The following is an 18,868-nucleotide window of genomic DNA, read 5'->3' on the forward strand; positions in this document are numbered from 1 at the left end:
AAAATATACCATCCCATAAACGTCTGGCATCCCTAGGGGGCGGCCTGCCTTGTTTCCCCCTTCTTTTGTAAATTATCTTTTCGACTACGGCCCATTCTTCATCTGTTAAATCACTCGTATAGCTCGTTGACATCTCATATCCTCCCTTTGATGCCAATCATAACGATGTCCCTCCAATACTTCAACCTTTTGCGTGACTGGTTCTTAATTTCCCATGTTTCCGATTTACGTATTTTTAAAGAAATTCAAAGTGCTTTGATTCCTTTGCAATTTAACGCTAAACTGCAGCAGACCGCAGAATTATTTGGAGCAGGGAAAACAAGTGTCGTTAAAATGCTGAAGAGGATGTATGTATATTTATCAGGAAGTTCCATTGACACAAAGCCTCGCGTGAGAAGAAGAAATTACTCTTCTTAAGACATTGGAGGAAGCTTATGAAGAACAGGTGAGTAAAACTTTATCTATAAGCACAATTACTAGGCTTTTAGCTAGACATGGTTGGAAAAAGATTGCGCCAAGAAAATTACCGCCCCAAACGTGATGTTACGATACAAGAGGTTTTTAAAAACACTTCAGCGCAGTAGTTGAAAAAGAAACAAAACAATTCGAAGATCAAACAAAAGAAGTAAAAAGATATTATTCCAGAGTGAAGCTAAATTTGGCCAAATTAATGATATCAAAAGATGCTGGTGGGGTTAGACCTTTAGTCAAACATTAAGCTGTACGACAATATAACCTATGTATATAGAGCTATTGCTCCCGCTGACTGAAGAAAATTTCACTTTGATGATGCCATATGCAGATACTGAATGTATGTCTATATTTTTAGCGGAATTATCAATTGTTTATTCTGACCATCACTCCCTCCATATTCCCCTGAATTAAATCCAGTAGAGAATTACTGGAAATTCATTAGGGGCAGATTTTTTAGAAATAAGTATTTCTATTCATTTGAGCGGTGTTCGATCACAGAGAATAATGGTGTATATTATGAAGAGAATAATTTATGGAGAAAAATCTTATGGGACAAATATTACACGCGAATGCCAGAACAACGGAGGCAATCCGTAGAGAGATCCGTGATAGTAAAGAGAGTATAGAGAAAGCGGCTAAAGGATTTAATGTTAACCCAAAAACAGCCATTTTTTGTTACATAGAATATTCCATCTCATAGCTTTCTTGCATCCTTAGGTGGTGGCCGACCTTGTTTACCTTTTTGCCTGTATATTATTTTTTCTATTAATTCCCACTCTTTATCACTAGTGTCGCTACTATATTTTTTTGACATCTTTTCTCTTTTTTTGACGCCTATTATAGCAATTCTTTTTTTATATTTTAATATTTGACGTGACTGGTTCTAAGATTTATAAAAAGAGGCATTGTCCATAATTACAACTTGGCCGGACTTTAATTCCTTAATTAAAACATTCTCCAATCAGCTTTCATTTTAAATAATTTAGGTGCTTGGTCATAACTATTCCCAGCTTCTAAATATTCTACTATTTTTTCTCTTAAATCATTGCTATAGCTTTTTGTCATTTTTCCTTTCATTATAACGAAAAATTATATCTAATTCAACCTAAATTACTATAGCTAAAATTTAATACTCTAGCGGAAATTCCAGGGAGTTATTCTAATCTATTACCTATGACTTCTAGCTTGGTGTTAGGATTACGTTAACAGTGCCACTATAGACTTCTTTTTGAAACTGGCTCATGATGGCAAACGAAGTATAGAACTCGCCGCGTACATGGAGCTAAATAAGAGCTTCAAATCGACAACGTCGCCGCAGTTAGCGTAAAAGAAGAGAGTTTTATACGAGAGATTCCTTCAACATATATTCATTAGAATAACACTTAAATGCCCTATATTTCGCAAAGCCTAATTTGCTGTATATTCTTTCCCCTTGCGCAGTAGCCTGCATTCCGATGATACTACAACCTTTATTTTTTAAACTTTGTGCGGCGGTCTTGGTCATAATAGTACCTATTCCGCGTTTTTGAAAAAGAGGATTGGTTACAATATCATATATCCCGCCAATACCATGAGCCTCAATACAAGAAGATATAGCAACTGGAGTATTTTTTAAATAAGCGATAAACATATCAGCCTTAGGAGATTTTTGATAATGTTCACCGATTGTTTGATAAAAACGCACCGCAATATCTTCGTTTAATTGAGTAGATACAGAGCTCATCACCAGGCCATAATCATGAAAGTCTTGCTGCGATTTAACTGTTTTGATTATTAAATTGTCTGGCACCGCACTAATATTGTAATCTATATCCGTAGCATGCGATGCCATACCTATAACCTCTTCCTTAAAACGCATTCCAACAGAAATTAATATCTCTTGAGCGTTACAATCTAAGGCATTAGGACCAACCCACCAACCAAACGGTAATTTATTTTTATTGAAAGAGTTAACGATTTGTTGCGCCGTAGCAGTTAATAGGGGAGTTGACGGCGCTTTACTTGAGACTATATTGAACATATTTGATGCATATGTGGAGTTCACGGCCACCGTATCATCTGAAAAATAAGTGATACCCATTAACCGACACATGCTAGGCAAAAAAAGTGCCTTGGCACAAAAATTTTTTTCTAGTATTAGATCAATTTTAGAAACATCTAGCATCTGTGCATAGCATACAGTTGAATTACCAAGTGGTAACTAATATATATATTATGCTTCGTGCCGCGAAGCAATTGCCCATAGACTTTGTAGATTCTTCGTCACATTCTGAAGCTAAAACGATTATCCCTATATTGCATTTATCTACGCTTCATTCCGCACTTCTCCCTCAACGCTCTTCTTGTCTTCATTTTGTGTAACATAACTCAGAGCTTCTTCATGGGTTCTGCCTACTAACACATCAACGCTAACACTAATGTCATGATACAATGCAATTTCAGCATTAAAACGGCCAGTGCTTTTGATAGGAGTTAAAAGAAAAATCTGTCTTGAGTTAATGAGTTTATCGCCAATATCGGAGATCAATTCTGCATTAATTTTTTGCGCTATATCTTTCGGCGTAACAGATCCAAACAAACGCCCATCTTCTGAACATTGTCTTATAAATGCCACAAATCTACCTTTCATGCTCTTTGCTAGTTTCTGAGCTTTAGCTTCTAAGTCTTTTTCTCGTTGCTCTAGCGCCTGACGCTCTCTTTCCACAAGTTGTAGTACATTCTGCGTCGCTATCTGCGCTAACCCTTGAGGAATTAGATAGTTACGAGCATATCCGCTGCTCACATGTACAATTTCTCCAGCGCGACCAAGTCTTGTTGACTCGAGCAAAACAACTCTCACATCCATTTATGTTCACCTCTAATTCGTTATTCTTATTGTTATTGTTATATTTTGTTTAATTTATTCTATTCTCCGTCTAACTATTCATTTTCATTTGTATAAATTTTTGCGCAAACTTTTGCGTAAACGTTTGCATACACAATCGCATAAAATACCCATAGCAATGCGTATTTTTATAAACACCCATTACATGAAACAAGACTTCTATTAGCTGGTTGTATAAAACCAGAAGATAGGTTATATAAAACTAGATAGGCTACATAGCACTACACAGAGCGAGTAAAAACACCCTTTGCGCATCTTGCTGATTGGTTAACTCTCACTGATTGGCTAACTAAGGAGGTGCGTGTCTGAAAAGTATATGTAATTAATTTATTAGCAATAATCTAGGTCACACACCCTTAGCAGGATTATTCTACGTTACTAACAGTGCAAAATGATCATAATTCATCTATAAACCTAATGAACCCTGTCTAATTAATACTGCGACTCGCACGCGAGTGACAAGGGTATATTATAATATGTTATAGTTGAATCACTCCACTTGTCAAGTCTGCAAAGATAAAAAAAGAATTCGATTATCCAATGCTAATATTGCAGATCATCCAATATGATATCTTATGAACCTTATAATTTCTAAACGATTTGCGCCCAATTCTTGTTTAATGGTTTCTAGAAAATTTCTTACACTCAGAGTGTTGTCCATGATAAAATTCTGCTCCAACAGCACAAATTCCTGATAAAACTTCTTTAACCTACCTTCCACCATTTTTAAAGCGACTTCTTCAGGTTTACCTGAATTTTTGGCTTGCTCTATCAATATTTCTTTTTCTCTAGCTACTATTTTAGGATCTAGTTCTTCAATAGTTGCGCTTCTTGGATCAGATGCTGCGATATGCATAGCTATTTGTCGACCAACCTCTAGCAACCGTTGATTATTATTAGAATCTGTTTTGATCGCAACCAAAATGCCAATAGCGCCCATATTAGGGTTATTTGTAGTTGCATTGTGCACGTAAGAAGCGATGATACCATCGTTTATTGTAAGCTGCTCGAACTTAGCTAATTCTATTTTCTCGCCAATAACAGCAATGTTGCTAGAGATAAAATCTGAAACGCTAGAACCATCGATAGATGAAGAAAGAACCTCTTCAAGACTAGAATAGCGAGCGCAGTGATCAGTCATTTTCTGTACTAATTGTTGGAAATTCTGATTCATTGCCACAAAATCAGTTTCGCATCTCACTTCTATAATAGCCGCAGATTTATGATCGTCTCGTTTTGATATCGAGACTAACCCCTGCGCTGTTACTCTGTCCGATTTTTTGCCCGCGGCTTCTAGCCCTTGTTTTCTTAAAAAATCTACCGCAGCTTCAAAATCACCATTTACATTTTCTAAAGCTTTTTTACATTGCATCATACCTACGCCAGTTTTCTCGCGTAATTTTTGTACTAAAGCGGCGCTAATCATAATATTTTACTCCTAATAAAATTTTAAATTATTGTTTTGATTGTTTTTCTCATATCTTATAAATTCTATACAGATCTGCAACGATACAAATAACAATCTTATATTGTTATTGTGTTACTTAGACTCTGCAACCGGCGCCACTTCTGCAAATGCGCGCTGATCATTCTTATCTAACGCTACTTTTTTTAATTGGCGCGGGCTGCTCTGAATTCTTTTTATACCAGAGGTGTTCCTAGATGTAATTTCGCTTTTCACATCTCCACCGCTGGCCGCTAGAGCATCACGCGCGCCGTTCAGTGCAGCTTGAGAAAATAAATCGCAGTATAATCTAATTGAACGCATAGCGTCGTCATTTCCTGGGATAGGGAATTGTACTAAATCTGGGTTAGAATTAGTATCAACTATTCCAATTACAGGCACGTTTTGCTTCTTCGCTTCCAGAATTGCCGTTTTATCTTTATTTACATCAAATACTATCATCAAATTAGGTTTGCCACTGCCCAAGTTACGTATACCTCCAAAAGCTTTTAACAGCTTATCCTTTGCGCGAGTAAGATTCAAAATTTCCTTTTTGGTATAAGACTCCTGCAAGCCTGGGTCGGATAATAATTCTTCTAAAGCATCTAGTCTCCGAATAGATTTGCTAATAGTTTGGTAGTTTGTTAAAGTGCCGCCTGGCCATCTTTCCACCATATAGCAATGATTGCAATTTTTTGCCGCCTCTTGAATGATAGGTGCGCCTTGACGTTTAGTGCAGACAAACAAAATCTTACCGTTAGCCTGACTAACTTCGTATACCTGCTGTAGCGCCATGCGTAGCAAAGCGGCTGTGGCACGTAGGTCGATGATATGTACGGAATCTTTAATTCCATATATGTAAGGAGCCATTTTAGGGTTCCAACGATCTGTTTTATGACCAAAATGTATTGAAGCGTCTACCAAATCTTGGATGGTAACGGGTGGAATTTTAGAATAATCGTGCATGTAGTAAACCTCTTGTTCAAATTATATTTGATTTGTTCTAGTTAATTCTTCCATAGAAAACTGCTTATGTTTGCATTAAAACGATTAACAGCTTAATTAATAGCAAGCATTCTGTTGTGATATGCTACTAAACTTAAGTATTAAAAATTACAAGCAAAATTAAGACTAGATTAGTATCTAGACGGAAAGACAATTCAAGAAGAAACCTCGTCAATCCGTCGATTCCATGTGTTTGAATAGTTATTTATTTGGTATATACAATATAAAAATTAATATTCAATATATGTATGCAGGCGCTACCTTGCGCAAAACATCAGACAAGTGTAGCACGAAAACTTGCGTAGCGCAATGGGATTATTGCAAAAAATACCCTGAGATATGAACTGACTTTGTAGTTTTGACGAAAAATACAAAACTAGTATACAATCATTTTGAGGTAAAAGGAGATAAAAAATAACCAGTAAATTATATGGATAAAATCAATAAGCCTATTAACTACTCTCAGCTAGTAGACGAAGCAATGCTTGCTGTTGTGCGCAAGGTTTTGGAGTGCATTGCTATAAATCAGAATATTCCCGAGGAAAACTGCTTGTATATTTCGTTCAGAACCGATGACCCAGAAACAAAGATATCATCTAAGTTAAAGGAATTATATAGAGAAGAAATTACTATAGTATTACAGCATCAGTTTCAAAAATTAAAAGTACTCGAAAGAGGTTTTTTTGTTACCTTAAGTTTTCATGGTGAGGTACAGGAAGTATATGTGCCATTCCATGCTATTACTATCTTCGCTGATCCTTTTGCAGAGTTTAGTGTTCATTTCAAACATTTGAATAGAGATGCGTCTTCTAAGTTAGACTCCAAGATTCTAGAATTAGATATTGCCACTTTACAGGGACAAGAAAGAAGAGCTGCAAAATCAAAAACTAGAAGCAAGACCAAAGATAATAAAAAAAATACTAAGAGCGATAAGATAATAGTATTAGATGATTTTCGTAAAAAATAATTAGCTGTTTTGGTGTGATGCATGAGGTTAAAGATAATTTAGTATGCATGTTTTTGGCGTATTAGGCTTAGGAATAAGCGGTATAGGAGTTTTGCGCTTATTAGCGTTAGATGCTATAAAAGACCGTGGGGGTATAGTATTTTGGGATGACGATTGTAACAAAAGAAATGAGGCAGTCGGGCTTCTTGCGCAATTAAAATTAAATGAGGAATTATACAGAATATCTCAAGATTTTTCTGGAGTTGAGCGATTATTTGTAAGTCCCGGTATTGACCCCAAAAATAGCTTGCTGCGGTTAGCGGTAAAAAATGGAGTTAAACTTTGTTCTGATTTAGATTTATTTTATCATCGATTGCTTAATGCTAAATGCAGTTTTGCACAAAAAATAATTGGTATTACTGGTACTAACGGCAAAAGCACCACAACGGCACTTATCCATCACATTTTATATACGGCCAAACTACAATATTCTTGTGCCGGAAATATTGGTAAATCTATATGCAACGAACCCCTAGATCAGCATGGATATGTGATAGAACTTTCTTCTTATCAGATTGATTTAATAAGCGAAATGAAGCTTGATGTAGGAGTATTACTAAATATTACTCCAGATCATCTGGAAAGGTATGGAACGTTTAATAAATACGTTGCATCCAAGAAGAAGATTTTGAAGTTATCTCAAAATACTATTCTGTGTATAGATGATATTAACAATTACAGAATATGGCAAAAATATAAAAAAAATAAAAATAAACATTCCGCGTCTGATAAGTTGGGGTGCCGCCGCATTATTCCCATTTCTTGTCATAGGTCATTATCTGATGGTTTTTATATTACAGATAGAGAAATCTGTGAACCTAAGAAGTCTAATAAGTTGTCTATGTCTTCTAGTAGATGTGGTAGTTATTCTTATTCTACTAAACTCTTAGCTAAATGTAATAGACAAAATATTTTGGCGGCATATGTTGTATCTCGATTATTAGGTCTTGAAGTAGATTGTATTTTATCATCAATTCAATCATTTGCCGGATTGGAGCATAGGCTGGAGTATGTGCGCTCTATTCACTTTACTACAACTTCGCAAAAGGAATATCGGATTGATTTTTATAACGACAGCAAGGCAACGAATGCTCAAGCAGCGATTCAATCTATTAATAGCTTAGATTATCCATTGTATTTATTATGCGGAGGTATTGCTAAAACTGGAGGTATAGAGGTATTGAAGCCTTATATTCATAAAATACGTAAAGTGTATTTTTTTGGACAGGATGCAGAGCGACTTATGGCTCAATGGCAGCGGATGCGCGGCACTTCGCATGCGAGTATTTATGATCATCTCGTGAATGCCGTAGATATGGCTTATCAAGATGCCAGCAACGTTGAAGAGGATAGTTGTATACTACTTGCTCCTTGCTGCGCTTCGCTTGACCAGTTTAAGAATTTTGAGGATCGTGGCAAGGTATTCAAGACTATTGTATCCAATTACTAAACCTTCTTTCTCGCAAAACTCTACTACTGATGATGTAATATAGCTCCACACATTTCTAATTAAACCAATAAATGGTCTATCATAAGGTCAACGGTATTGGAGATTATCTATTATAGCGTTAAAATTATCTATTAAAGGTTTGAATTATTTAGATATGGCATAACGTATGGTTAATGGTAGACTCAAAACTGACCCACTTTTTTTGGGGTTAACTAGACCAACTATGATATTTGGTGTGAGTCTTCAATATGCGATGTTAAACCTGGCTTTGGCATCAGTATTTTTTATTCAGACTGAAAGTATGAAAGTGTTGATTTTAAGCGCGTTTATACACGCGATTGGATATGTAATATACTTTCATGAACCGAGATTTCTTGAAATATATATGTTACGCAATCAATATTTTGCAAACTGTCCAAATCGCTTGTTTTATGGCGCAAATTCTTACATGGTATGAGAGAGATAAGTTATAAGGTAATTTTATGCAATTTTTTCGTACTCGTACCCTTCATGACAACATTTCGCAAAAAGAAAAGAATCCTAAAGGATTTATTCCATATTTATGTCATTTAGATAGTAATACTCTCGTTACTAAGTCATACGAATTGGTGCAAGTGATAGAAGTAGCCGGTTTTTCTTTCGAAACTGCCGATGATGAAGATTTAGAGATCAGAAAAAATCTTAGAAATTCTCTCTTAAAGAGTATTGTTGCTGGTAATATATCTCTTTATTTTCATACCATCCGAAAAAGAGAGCAATTGCATCAAAGCTCTATGCATATGGATCCTCGTATAGTTACATCTGATAATTTTCTAGATCAATTTTTCAATCAATGGCAGAAGCGTTACGCGAATCAATCCTCTTTTTTTAATTCTTTGTACGCGAGCATTGTGTATAAACCAAATAACCAAGGAGTGGCTCTTTTAGAGTATTGGCTAAAAAAACTACAGTCTAATGTAAAAGATGGAAAAAATGAAGAAATTAGAGAGTTGCGAGATAATATATATGAGGTTTCAACTCGTATTTTTAATACTTTTAGAGATTACTCTCCTAAGTTATTAGGGATAGAGCAGGAAGGATCATTATATTATTCTGAAATTTTAGAATTTCTTGCTCAGATTGTGAATTGTGGTCATAGCACTCCTATCTTAGTACCTAGAGCAAATATTGATGAAATGTTAACTAATACTAGGTTATTTTTTGGTAAAAAAGCTCTTGAAGCTCGCGCTCCAACTGGTAGACGATTTGCTGGTATTATAAGCGTGATGCAGTATACTCCTCACACTTTCCCTGGGATTTTTGATAATTTATTAAGAATGCCATATGAATTTATCATGACTCAAAGTTTTAAGATGATAAATAAAACTGTTGCAGTGAATAAGATGCAGCTACAACAGAATCGTATGATTCAAGCCGAAGACAAGGCTGTTTCGCAAATTGCCGAAATTTCCCAAGCACTAGATATGGCAACAGGCGGAGAGCTTGGATTTGGAGATCATCATATTAGTGTTTTGTGCGTATCTCAGCATCCAAAGGAATTAGAAAATGTTTTGTCTATGATGGCAGTAGAACTTTCGAATTGCGGTATGCAGCCAGTGCGTGAGACAGTGAATTTGGAAGCTAGTTACTGGGGGCAGCTACCAGGAAACGATAAGATGCTCGCAAGAATTTCTACTATTAACACCTTAAATATGGCGAGTTTTGCGTCTATGCATAACTATCCTAAGGGCAAAGCGAAGCGTAATCATTGGGGTGATTACTTAACGATTTTAGATACCACATCCGGCACTTCTTTTTATTTTAACTTTCATGTTAGAGATGTTGGGCATACCTTGATTATCGGGCCTACTGGAGCGGGTAAGACAGTATTGATGAATTTTTTGTGTGCTCAAGCTCAAAAATTTAAACCAAGAATGTTTTTGTTTGATAAAGATCATGGAGCAGAAATTTTTGTGCGGAGTTTGGAAGGGGTGTATATTGTAATTAATCCTACCGAGGATTGTGGTTTTAATCCTTTAAAACTACCAGATACTCCAGAAAACCGCTCTTTTCTTTTGGAATGGCTCAAGCTTTTAGTTACCACAAATGATCCAAACCTGAGCGCCGAAGATGTGCGGCTTTTGGACCAGATGATAGAAGGGAACTACAGATTAAATTTTGCAGATAGAAAGTTGAGTAACGTAGTCCCCTTTCTAGGTATTGCTAATACCGGCAGCTTAGCTAATAGAATTGGTATGTGGCATGGCAATGGCTCGCATGCGCGTTTGTTTGATAATCCAGAAGACAAAATTGATTTATTCGCAGCGCGTAACTTTGGCTTTGAAATGTCAAATTTGTTAAAAGATCCCTATGCGTTAGGCCCCGCATTATCTTATATTTTTCATAGAATCAATATCTCATTAGATGGCTCTAACACCATGATAGTGCTTGATGAAGCTTGGGCATTGATAGATAATCCAGTGTTTGCACCAAAAATCAAAGACTGGTTGAAAGTTTTACGTAAACTAAATACTTTTGTAATTTTCGCGACTCAAAGCGTAGAAGATGCTGCGGCAAGTAGTATTAGCGATACTTTAATTCAACAAACTGCAACGCAAATTTTTCTACCTAATCTCAAGGCAACGGATGTATATCGCAAGGCTTTTATGCTGAGCCAAAGAGAATATGATTTAATTAAAACCTTAGACCCATCTTCTAGATATTTCTTAGTTAAGCAAGGCGTGAGTGCTGTGATAGCACGAATAGACTTACGTGGTATGGATGATATAATTAATGTACTTTCTGGTAGGGTAGAGACTGTATTGCTACTCAATAGATTGCGAAAAGAGCACGGGGAGCATCCACAAGATTGGCTACGTTTCTTCTACGCTGAAGCGAGTAAGGTGTAGATGCGTAGCGCGAATCGAATAGAGGGTAAACGATTAGATGCTTAAGTCCCAATAAGAACTAGTGAGGACTAAGTATAAATTAAGATTTGATATCACAAGATACGCGCCTAACACCCTCACTCCGTCACAATCTTTTCAAATCTAGCAACTCGTTCATGTAACAACCTAGTTATAATAAGCCCAAGATAATAGAGGTGTTAGTACCACCAAAACCAAAAGAGTTAGACATCGCATACCTTGTAGCTAACTGCTTTGCATACAAAGGCACTAGATCAATCTGACTATCTATCGAATTATGCAGATTTAATGTTGGAGGAGCAATTTGGTTTTGCAGAGCAAAAATACAAAGCGCAAATTCTAGGCTTCCTGCTGCGCCAAGCAGATGGCCAGTAGCAGATTTAGTAGAGGACATGAGCGGTTTTTTTTCACATGCTTGGTATAACTTCGACACTGCCTTTAATTCTATTTCATCTCCAGCCTGGGTGGAAGTACCATGCGCACTAATATATCCGATCTCTTGTAAGTCTACACCAGCTCTTTCCACGGCTTGTTTCATCGCATTATAAGCACCTCTACCAGTTGGCTCTGGGCTAGTGATATGATACGCGTCCCCGCTCATACCGCAACCTAAGAGTTCACAATAAATTTTTGCACCTCTTGCTAACGCGTGCTCATATTCTTCTAGTACTACCACGGCAGCACCTTCAGCTATTACAAAACCATCGCGATCTTTATCCCAGGGGCGAGAGGCGCTAGCTGGTTGATCGTTATATTTGGTAGACAATGCACGCGCAGCAGCAAAGCCAGCAACCCCAACCGGAGTAATAGGAGCTTCCGCCCCGCCAGCTACAACAACGTCGGCATAATTATTCTGAATAATATGATACCCCTCGCATATCGCATTCGCTCCGCTCGCGCATGCCGTTACTACAGAAAAGTTAGGGCCGCGAAAGTCATATATGAGCGAAACATGTCCCGGCAGCAGATTAATTAACGAAGCCGGAATAAAAAAAGGGCTAGTATTATTTTTTAATGACTTCTCTAACGCTAGAGAGGTATTCTCAATGGTCTGCAGACCACCTATCCCAGATCCAAGAATCACAGCTGTACGCTCTTTCTGCTCATCATCAGAAGGGACCCAAGCACTATCTTCTATAGCCTGTTTACTAGCTGCTATACCATACTGAATAAATAAATCCATTTTACGCAGATCTTGTGGTCGGATATATGCTTCAGGTTTAAAATCATCACAAATCATCCCCCCTATTTTTGAAGAAAAGCGAGTTGTATCAAACCTATCGATAGCTCTAATACCACTTTTACCAGCAATTAAAGCGTGCCAAGTATTTATAGCGTTCTGAGCAAGAGGAGTGACTGCGCCAATGCCTGTCACTACCACACGTTTTTTATTCAACATTGCACTTTACAATTTTAATACCAGTTCGTTATCTCTACAACCTATTGCTAAAATAAATATTTACATTACCTATAAGGCAAAAAGAGAAAGAATAGCAAAACAAATTTTCTATATATCAATATCTCAATACCTTAAACAGGCTAAGCAAGCCATTACATTCTCGCGCTTATCAATTTACCATAAATATATTCAATAGCATTACCAACGGTTTTAATTCTCTCAGCATCTTCGTCTGGTATATTACAAGAAAAGCGGGATTCAACTGCTAAAATAAACTCAACCTGATCTAAACTATCTGCATTTAAATCTTCAGAAAAACGTAATCCTTCAGTTATCTCTCTAGGACCATCCTTGAGCGTCTGTGTAACAATCTCAATAATTTGTTTTTTTATTTCATCCCTAGAAATTTCTGGATTTATGCTCATTTTTTTAATACCTATAAGAATTGAAAAAGATAATACAATAACTAGCGGAAGTAATATGTTGATACAACGAACAACAAAGCTAGCTCATATACATATGCCAGATAACATTGCATACAACAGTTTATAAAAAACGATTATACATTCGCGCAATGTCTTGCATATATATAGTATAATAAATATACTATTTTATATTTTTGTCTACTAGTTTTACCTAAACAACGCAAGGAATTTTTTTCATTATGTCAACTAATCAGGTAATTACCATCATTGATGGATATGGTTTAGTATTTCGCGCATACTACACTCAAGATCATACAATTACGCAGTACGGCAAAACAATAGGTGCAGTATATGGATTTCTCTCTATCCTTATTAAATTATTAAAAACATTAAAACCTCAATATTTATGTATTGCATTAGATAGTGGGGGTAAAAATTTTAGACATAAAATTTATCCAGATTATAAGAAAAATAGAAAGCCATTAAAGCCCGAATTGATTGAACAATTGCCGCTTATTAGAAAAGCTATTGCCGCAATGAATATCCGATACATCGAACAATCAAACTGTGAAGCTGATGATATTATTGCAAGCTTAGTATATAGAATGCAAAACAATTACTCTATTTATATTGTTTCATCTGATAAAGACTTGGCGCAACTTGTGAATGACTCTGTTGTAATTTACGAACCAATCACAAAGCAAATTCTAAATACACAAACTGTTACACGTAAGTTTGGCGCGCCTCCAGCTCAACTAGCAGATTTTTTTGCGCTAGTTGGCGATCGAACAGATAATATACCTGGAGTTGGCGGCATTGGACGGGTTGCTGCTGCAAAGTTAATCAAGAACTTCAATACGCTAGAAGAGCTTTATAATAACCTGCATCACCCAGATGTAGTCGCTTATTCGCGCAAGCTACTATCAGATAAGGCGGCCGCTTTTTTATCTAGAGATTTAGTTCACCTGAGTGATGAACTTCTAATTTCTGTTAATATAGAGGATCTTCGGTGGAAGATTGATGCCAAGATATATGATTTTCTCAAATCACATAATTTTTCTTCATTAGAGCCTCGGATTAGCGCATTAGATCAAATAATGCAAGACTCTGATTTAAGATAGTATTCTTTTTCTCATAATACACTCTCTTGATTTTGTTTGTATTTCATGTTACTATAGTTGTTAGCTTTGAACTAAAGCTATGGCAATAAACTGTTATTCATAATACAAGTAGCGGACTCGGGTGCAATACCCGACATCTCCACCAGTTATGTTAATTTTATTTGGGGGATGAAATAGCATCGACGTGCTTTTAAAGGGGTAATTTTTGCTTCAGTATAATTTCCACTGAGGTGTTTATGTGAAGGCATAAGTATTAAAAAGGGTTGTTAAAGTAAATGCAAACGATAATTTTGCTCCGAATCTAAGAGTGGCCCAGGCCGCTTAATGATTTAGCGGTTTGGGGCTTTCCCGAGCAACAGAAAAAGCCTCATCTCTCAAATCCTACTCAGCTCGCCTCATCTCTTGCATCTTTTTGTCTCATTTTTCCTTTTAAAAAATTTACTGCAAGTTAAAAAGTTTGCGCAAAATATAAAAGAAAAAATAAAGAATAAACGCTAAAACATATACTATCGAATCTATCTAATACTCCACCATGACCAGGGATGATAGTGCCAGTATCTTTAATTTTAAATCGTCTTTTGAAATAAGACACAAATAAGTCGCTACCTTGTGCCAGAATATTATTCACTATTGCCACCTGAAAGAAGAAGGCGGAGACAAAATGATAAGTATGATTGATTCGCAACAACCAATACACGGCATAACTAATGCTCGCGCCACACAATACCCCGCATACGAAACCGCTGATTGTTTTATTAGGGCTGATTACCGGCGCTAATTTTGGTCCGCGTAAGGTTTTGCCGCAAATCATAGCAAAAACGTCCGTACCCCAGATATTAATAAAATACCATAACATCAGCTCCTGCTGTCCTATAAACAAAAGATATTGTAATGCACATACAGCGCAAGTTACAACCGTAAAACCAATTATATTGCATAGTACATCCCTGTCACACATGCGATGCCACTCATACAGCATGGCGCACCAGAGCAGGAATAACAGTACTGAAAAGACGATGGGATATAAACATATTGCAGTAACGATAATGCTCACCATCAAGAGGCCAAAGACGAACCTTAGATATAACTCTCGCATAAATTGATTAGCTTGTGTTTTTAAAGTTTGCTCTGTAGATCTTATTTAGATATAGCACATCTTGGATGTTATCTTCAAGAAGTGTTGCATGATGTGATTATAAATTATATTATACGTGATAATGACTTAATGAATAAAACATTTTAATAATATGCAAATCTCTTCATGGCTGCGTGATGCAAAATCAAGATCTCCCGAAAGAAAAAGTCTACCGAATGTCACGATTCAAAATCAAATAACTCATACCCCAAATAACTTTAGCGCTCAATTTATAAAATCAACATTACAGTTTTTAGAAAATGAAACGATAATTCCTAAAACTTTATTATCTGAAAAACAAGATACTAGGCAATGCTTGAATCTTACATATCACGCTGCATTAGCGTTATATAAAAAATTACACCCTGATAAGACAGAGTTATTTCTTGATCTTCGTATTGAAGATGAGCGGTGGATTGAATATTTTTTTGCTGAATTAAAAAATTGTGATCTTGAGAGTGGCGCATCACGTTTATCAGAACTCCTTGAACATGATCAAAGTATATGCGAGGCGATACAGCTAAGGGCATTACGTATTATGAAGCTGCTGGATACTCTGCTCGAGAAACAAAAGGAGGGAGGGATAGAGGATATCATACCATTTCTCACATATCAAGATAAAAGCCTAGCGATGCTACATCTCATTCATAGGGGGGCACGTGTACCATATCATACCGCGAAGATGCTGTATGAACGTTCATTGTATATAAACATGTTATTATTTTCTCCAAAACCCAAACCATCCGAAATCATAGTGCTATACAACCCAGAATTAGCTGTCGAACTAATGCTCGATCATATACAGTTCTTAAAACACAGTAAGACCGCTGAAACGAATGCGCAGTGTCAGTTTTATGAAAATACTTTAGTAAAAGCAAAATGCGATAATATTAATATTTTGCGCTTTCACTTGGGTTTGTACGAGATGGGGTTGGAAGATAGAAATAGTATTGATAAGGTAATAAGAGCAGTAACATTATCTGCAATTCAAATGCAAGATGCTCCTAATAAATCTACGAGGCAAGAGTTCCCTTATGCATTATGGGAATCTCTGTCCATTCGTCACTTAGCGGCTGACTTTTATGCGGGACAGATTGCTAAGGAGGACCAAATAGATCTTAGCGTGTTGAGAGCGCAATTCGAACATATACTACAAGAGATCGTACTGGAAGAGAAAGAATTCAAAAAACAAAATATTGACAGGATATTTACCAAACTATCAGATACAAGTTTTCTCCTGAATCTCGGCCTCTTTGATGAGATCAGTTGGTATCCAAAAAATCCTGTAGAATCATGGTTTGTACAAGAATTAGGTAATTTGGAAGGGAGCATTATGTCATCAGTATCTATGCTCCTTAGAGCTCGAGAGATAATCCAAAAAGGCGATATAGAAGCAAATGATATTTTAGAGATGATAAGAGACATGGCTCTATGCACTCTGCATATTAAAAATAAATACGTCAAGTATAAAGATAAAATAGATGAAGGTCAGCATATCGCTTCCATACAAAACTTAAAAATGCGTGCTATTTCGATGTGTCAGATAAGCGGGGGTTATATATCAACTCAAGGTTCTCATCATCGCGTCGTAGAACGAGTAACGGAGCAGATTAAACAGGCTAGAGGTGATATGAAAGATGAGAGTCAGATTTTTAACAAACTGCCTAGAGATCTAAAAAAGAATAGTAACGATGATAATCTAGCATATATTATGCAAGACTCGCTACTTCAAGCTACTTTCATCGATATAAAGCCCTGTATTAGTCGACATAGGATCTCTTCATCATCCGGAGTACTCCTTAAGCATACAACTAAGTGCGGTATTGCAAACCGATATCAATTACTATCCGAAAGTATAGATAATGCTTTAAAAACATTAAAAAATAATAACATGATATTTTATTATGCACTTGGGTTGCAAAAGCTAGATTCGGTAGTGTATGGTAAAAAGATAGAACTTTCAAAAGAAATTATAAAAGAAGCAAGGGCAAGTATTATGTATAGAGTTGCTGTTAACTTAACAAACTATATTGCTGAGTCCCATTGTCTTCTAATAGATCATAATGGCAGAACTCTTGTAGGGATATTACGATTCTTATCTTTATGTATTCTTGGCACTATGCCTTTTGTTCTAGATACTAATATTTTAGATAAGGGCACCGCAGAGGAGTTAGTTAGTATGTTTATAATCAATGCGCATAGATTTCAGGGGCAAATATATAATCAGAATAAAGAATTCACTTTTGATCCAAACATAGCTAGATTTGAAAAGAATCTAGAATTGCATCATTATGGTAGAGCAACTATAAAGCATCAAGAGATATTTGATAACGCAGTCACGTCATTACAGAATGCATTATCAAAACTACAACAGGCCGGAGGAGACGTAGAAAAGATACGAGATGCATTGAGTGAGTTGCAAAGCGCTTCTGTCCATGAATATGGTGTAGATAATGCAAAACAGAAAGTGTCATTAAAAGACCTTCTAGATTACAAGTGTGAATGGATCAAAGATCCCCAGCAACAGGATCTTCCGAAGAAAAAACAATTTATTGATTAAAAATGAAGGAAAGGGATATGACGGAGGCAAAAAGGTTGCAGGTAGGAAGAGTCATATAGTTGTAGATACCCTAGGTTATCCTATGAATATTAGGTTATCCTATGAATATCGATGTCCACAGCGCAACCCCTCATGATAGCAACTGTGCAAAAAGAGTATTATTTGGTCTAAAGGAAAAATCTCCAAGGTTAGTAAGGATTTTAGCGGACCAATGTTACCAAGGAGATTTACAGAAGTGGTTTTATACCCACACTCGTGGTAGTTTGCTTACCATTAGACCTCTTGTATAACCTATTCCGTGGGATAATTTTGTTGTCAAAACTCCTTTGCGCTCCTCATATACTAGAGTATGCTGCGGCGCTCAACATCATTTTTCCTAAAAATTCCTCCTTCATTTTTAGGTTATGCAAGAGGTCTATTGTTAAGCCTAGCTGGCACTAAGGGCTTTCAGGTCCAACAGTGGAGATGGCTTGTAGAGCACTCATTCGCTTGGCTTGGTAACTTTAGAAGATTGTCAAAAGATTGCGAAATAACCACCTCTTCAGCTAAGGCTTTTGTACAATTGGCTTTTACAAAAATTATGACGAAAAACTTATCACATGGGACCGTTGTAAGATGAGATTTTAGAAAATTTTGTATTTTGTAGTTAAAATTTTTGTTTGAGTGATTTTATAAGGATTTTGCTATTAAAAACTGCATAGTTTTTTAGTCAAATCAGAAATTAATCTCATTTTTAGCTGTTTTAGTTTTGTTATAAGCCTAAATAGATGTATTTTTACCTGTTTTATACAGCAAGGACGGTTAAACGCTTTAAATTAAAACAGATTGCATTCATAAATTCAGCAAATTGATTTTTTGCTATTCCTACATATCGCAGTCGTTTATTATCCTGAGCAAACACCCTTTCGAAAGGAGATCTAATGTAAGTATAATAGCGCTCGAGATCAAAATTCTTTTCCTTCATATTGTTTTTCTTAATAGCACATAGATGAACTCCCTTACGAGCCGCTGCTATCCTGGCGGGAGCAACGCAATAACCTTTGTCAGCATATGTAGCTC

General features: G+C 36.3%; 19 protein-coding genes, 1 other RNA gene and 2 pseudogenes. 13 read left to right on the forward strand and 9 right to left on the reverse strand.

All coding sequences use genetic code 11. The features are described 5' to 3' along the window. Window positions 1-738 precede the first annotated feature (738 nt). Together Sarmat_RS02595 and Sarmat_RS06815 are read left to right on the forward strand one after the other, a co-directional pair. Window positions 739-885: a hypothetical protein gene (locus Sarmat_RS02595; RefSeq protein WP_202149291.1), complete on the forward strand. Its 147-nt coding sequence runs from the start codon at window positions 739-741 to the stop codon at window positions 883-885. 136 nt (window positions 886-1,021) lie between these two features. Next, a pseudogene (locus tag Sarmat_RS06815) lies at window positions 1,022-1,138 on the forward strand (IS481 family transposase); the annotation flags it as partial. Window positions 1,139-1,419: 281 nt separating this feature from the next. On the opposite strand, the gene Sarmat_RS02605 reads toward Sarmat_RS06815, so the two are convergent. From Sarmat_RS02605 to rpsB, 5 genes are all read right to left on the reverse strand, one after another. Next, on the reverse strand, window positions 1,420-1,551 hold the full coding sequence (locus tag Sarmat_RS02605) for an IS630 transposase-related protein (protein ID WP_202149292.1): 132 nt from the start codon (window positions 1,549-1,551) through the stop codon (window positions 1,420-1,422). 262 nt (window positions 1,552-1,813) lie between these two features. After that, window positions 1,814-2,494, reverse strand: coding sequence for a GNAT family N-acetyltransferase (locus Sarmat_RS02610; RefSeq protein ID WP_202149293.1), 681 nt, complete (start codon window positions 2,492-2,494; stop codon window positions 1,814-1,816). 285 nt (window positions 2,495-2,779) lie between these two features. Continuing rightward, window positions 2,780-3,319 (reverse strand): 50S ribosomal protein L9, encoded by a 540-nt coding sequence (gene rplI / locus Sarmat_RS02615; protein ID WP_202149294.1) that lies wholly within the window; start codon window positions 3,317-3,319, stop codon window positions 2,780-2,782. Window positions 3,320-3,914: 595 nt separating this feature from the next. Continuing rightward, the gene (tsf, locus tag Sarmat_RS02620; RefSeq protein ID WP_202149295.1) at window positions 3,915-4,784 is read right to left on the reverse strand and encodes a translation elongation factor Ts; all 870 of its coding nucleotides are present in this window, start codon (window positions 4,782-4,784) and stop codon (window positions 3,915-3,917) included. 114 nt (window positions 4,785-4,898) lie between these two features. Beyond that, entirely contained in the window at window positions 4,899-5,768 is an 870-nt protein-coding gene (gene rpsB, locus Sarmat_RS02625; protein WP_202149296.1) for a 30S ribosomal protein S2, read from the reverse strand. Between the two features lie 469 nt (window positions 5,769-6,237). Here rpsB and Sarmat_RS02630 point away from each other — a divergent pair, with 469 nt between their 5' ends. From Sarmat_RS02630 to Sarmat_RS02645, 4 genes are all read left to right on the forward strand, one after another. Beyond that, on the forward strand, window positions 6,238-6,774 hold the full coding sequence (locus Sarmat_RS02630) for a ClpXP protease specificity-enhancing factor SspB (protein WP_202149297.1): 537 nt from the start codon (window positions 6,238-6,240) through the stop codon (window positions 6,772-6,774). 43 nt (window positions 6,775-6,817) lie between these two features. Further along, window positions 6,818-8,263, forward strand: coding sequence for a UDP-N-acetylmuramoyl-L-alanine--D-glutamate ligase (gene murD / locus Sarmat_RS02635; protein ID WP_202149298.1), 1,446 nt, complete (start codon window positions 6,818-6,820; stop codon window positions 8,261-8,263). A gap of 166 nt (window positions 8,264-8,429) precedes the next feature. Further along, window positions 8,430-8,720, forward strand: a complete 291-nt coding sequence (locus Sarmat_RS02640) for a VirB3 family type IV secretion system protein (RefSeq protein WP_202149299.1) — start codon at window positions 8,430-8,432, stop codon at window positions 8,718-8,720. Between the two features lie 25 nt (window positions 8,721-8,745). Continuing rightward, complete coding sequence (locus Sarmat_RS02645; RefSeq protein WP_202149300.1) at window positions 8,746-11,151, forward strand: VirB4 family type IV secretion/conjugal transfer ATPase; 2,406 nt, start codon at window positions 8,746-8,748, stop codon at window positions 11,149-11,151. Between the two features lie 169 nt (window positions 11,152-11,320). On the opposite strand, the gene fabF is transcribed toward Sarmat_RS02645, so the two are convergent. Together fabF and acpP are read right to left on the reverse strand one after the other, a co-directional pair. Next, entirely contained in the window at window positions 11,321-12,568 is a 1,248-nt protein-coding gene (gene fabF / locus Sarmat_RS02650) for a beta-ketoacyl-ACP synthase II (RefSeq protein ID WP_202149301.1), read from the reverse strand. A gap of 152 nt (window positions 12,569-12,720) precedes the next feature. After that, window positions 12,721-12,993 carry an acyl carrier protein gene (acpP, locus tag Sarmat_RS02655; RefSeq protein ID WP_202149302.1) on the reverse strand — a complete coding sequence of 91 codons (273 nt, stop codon included), beginning with the start codon at window positions 12,991-12,993 and terminating at the stop codon, window positions 12,721-12,723. A gap of 239 nt (window positions 12,994-13,232) precedes the next feature. On the opposite strand from acpP, the gene Sarmat_RS02660 reads away from it, so the two are divergent. Continuing rightward, window positions 13,233-14,114: a 5'-3' exonuclease gene (locus Sarmat_RS02660; RefSeq protein WP_202149303.1), complete on the forward strand. Its 882-nt coding sequence runs from the start codon at window positions 13,233-13,235 to the stop codon at window positions 14,112-14,114. A 22-nt stretch (window positions 14,115-14,136) separates the two neighbouring features. Beyond that, window positions 14,137-14,486: a transfer-messenger RNA gene (gene ssrA, locus Sarmat_RS02665) on the forward strand. A gap of 76 nt (window positions 14,487-14,562) precedes the next feature. On the opposite strand, the gene Sarmat_RS02670 is transcribed toward ssrA, so the two are convergent. Further along, the gene (locus Sarmat_RS02670; protein ID WP_202149304.1) at window positions 14,563-15,210 is read right to left on the reverse strand and encodes a phosphatidate cytidylyltransferase; all 648 of its coding nucleotides are present in this window, start codon (window positions 15,208-15,210) and stop codon (window positions 14,563-14,565) included. Between the two features lie 151 nt (window positions 15,211-15,361). Here Sarmat_RS02670 and Sarmat_RS02675 point away from each other — a divergent pair, with 151 nt between their 5' ends. The 5 genes from Sarmat_RS02675 to Sarmat_RS02690 are packed head-to-tail and all read left to right on the forward strand — an operon-like array spanning window position 15,362 to window position 18,428. Next, complete coding sequence (locus Sarmat_RS02675) at window positions 15,362-17,809, forward strand: hypothetical protein (protein ID WP_202149305.1); 2,448 nt, start codon at window positions 15,362-15,364, stop codon at window positions 17,807-17,809. Next, complete coding sequence (locus Sarmat_RS07325; RefSeq protein WP_410520493.1) at window positions 17,748-17,945, forward strand: transposase; 198 nt, start codon at window positions 17,748-17,750, stop codon at window positions 17,943-17,945. Before Sarmat_RS02675 ends, Sarmat_RS07325 begins: the two co-directional genes overlap by 62 nt. Next, on the forward strand, window positions 17,911-18,099 hold the full coding sequence (locus Sarmat_RS02680; RefSeq protein ID WP_202149306.1) for a hypothetical protein: 189 nt from the start codon (window positions 17,911-17,913) through the stop codon (window positions 18,097-18,099). Before Sarmat_RS07325 ends, Sarmat_RS02680 begins: the two co-directional genes overlap by 35 nt. Then, window positions 18,092-18,250: a hypothetical protein gene (locus tag Sarmat_RS02685; RefSeq protein WP_202149307.1), complete on the forward strand. Its 159-nt coding sequence runs from the start codon at window positions 18,092-18,094 to the stop codon at window positions 18,248-18,250. The genes Sarmat_RS02680 and Sarmat_RS02685 overlap by 8 nt, the downstream gene beginning before the upstream one ends. Next, window positions 18,228-18,428 (forward strand): transposase, encoded by a 201-nt coding sequence (locus Sarmat_RS02690; protein ID WP_202149308.1) that lies wholly within the window; start codon window positions 18,228-18,230, stop codon window positions 18,426-18,428. Before Sarmat_RS02685 ends, Sarmat_RS02690 begins: the two co-directional genes overlap by 23 nt. Window positions 18,429-18,593: 165 nt before the next feature. On the opposite strand, the pseudogene Sarmat_RS02695 reads toward Sarmat_RS02690, so the two are convergent. Then, window positions 18,594-18,868 (reverse strand): annotated as a pseudogene (locus Sarmat_RS02695) (hypothetical protein); the annotation flags it as partial.

The sequence above is a fragment of the Candidatus Sarmatiella mevalonica genome, assembly GCF_016751895.1.
GTDB lineage: Bacteria > Pseudomonadota > Alphaproteobacteria > Rickettsiales > Rickettsiaceae > Sarmatiella > Sarmatiella mevalonica.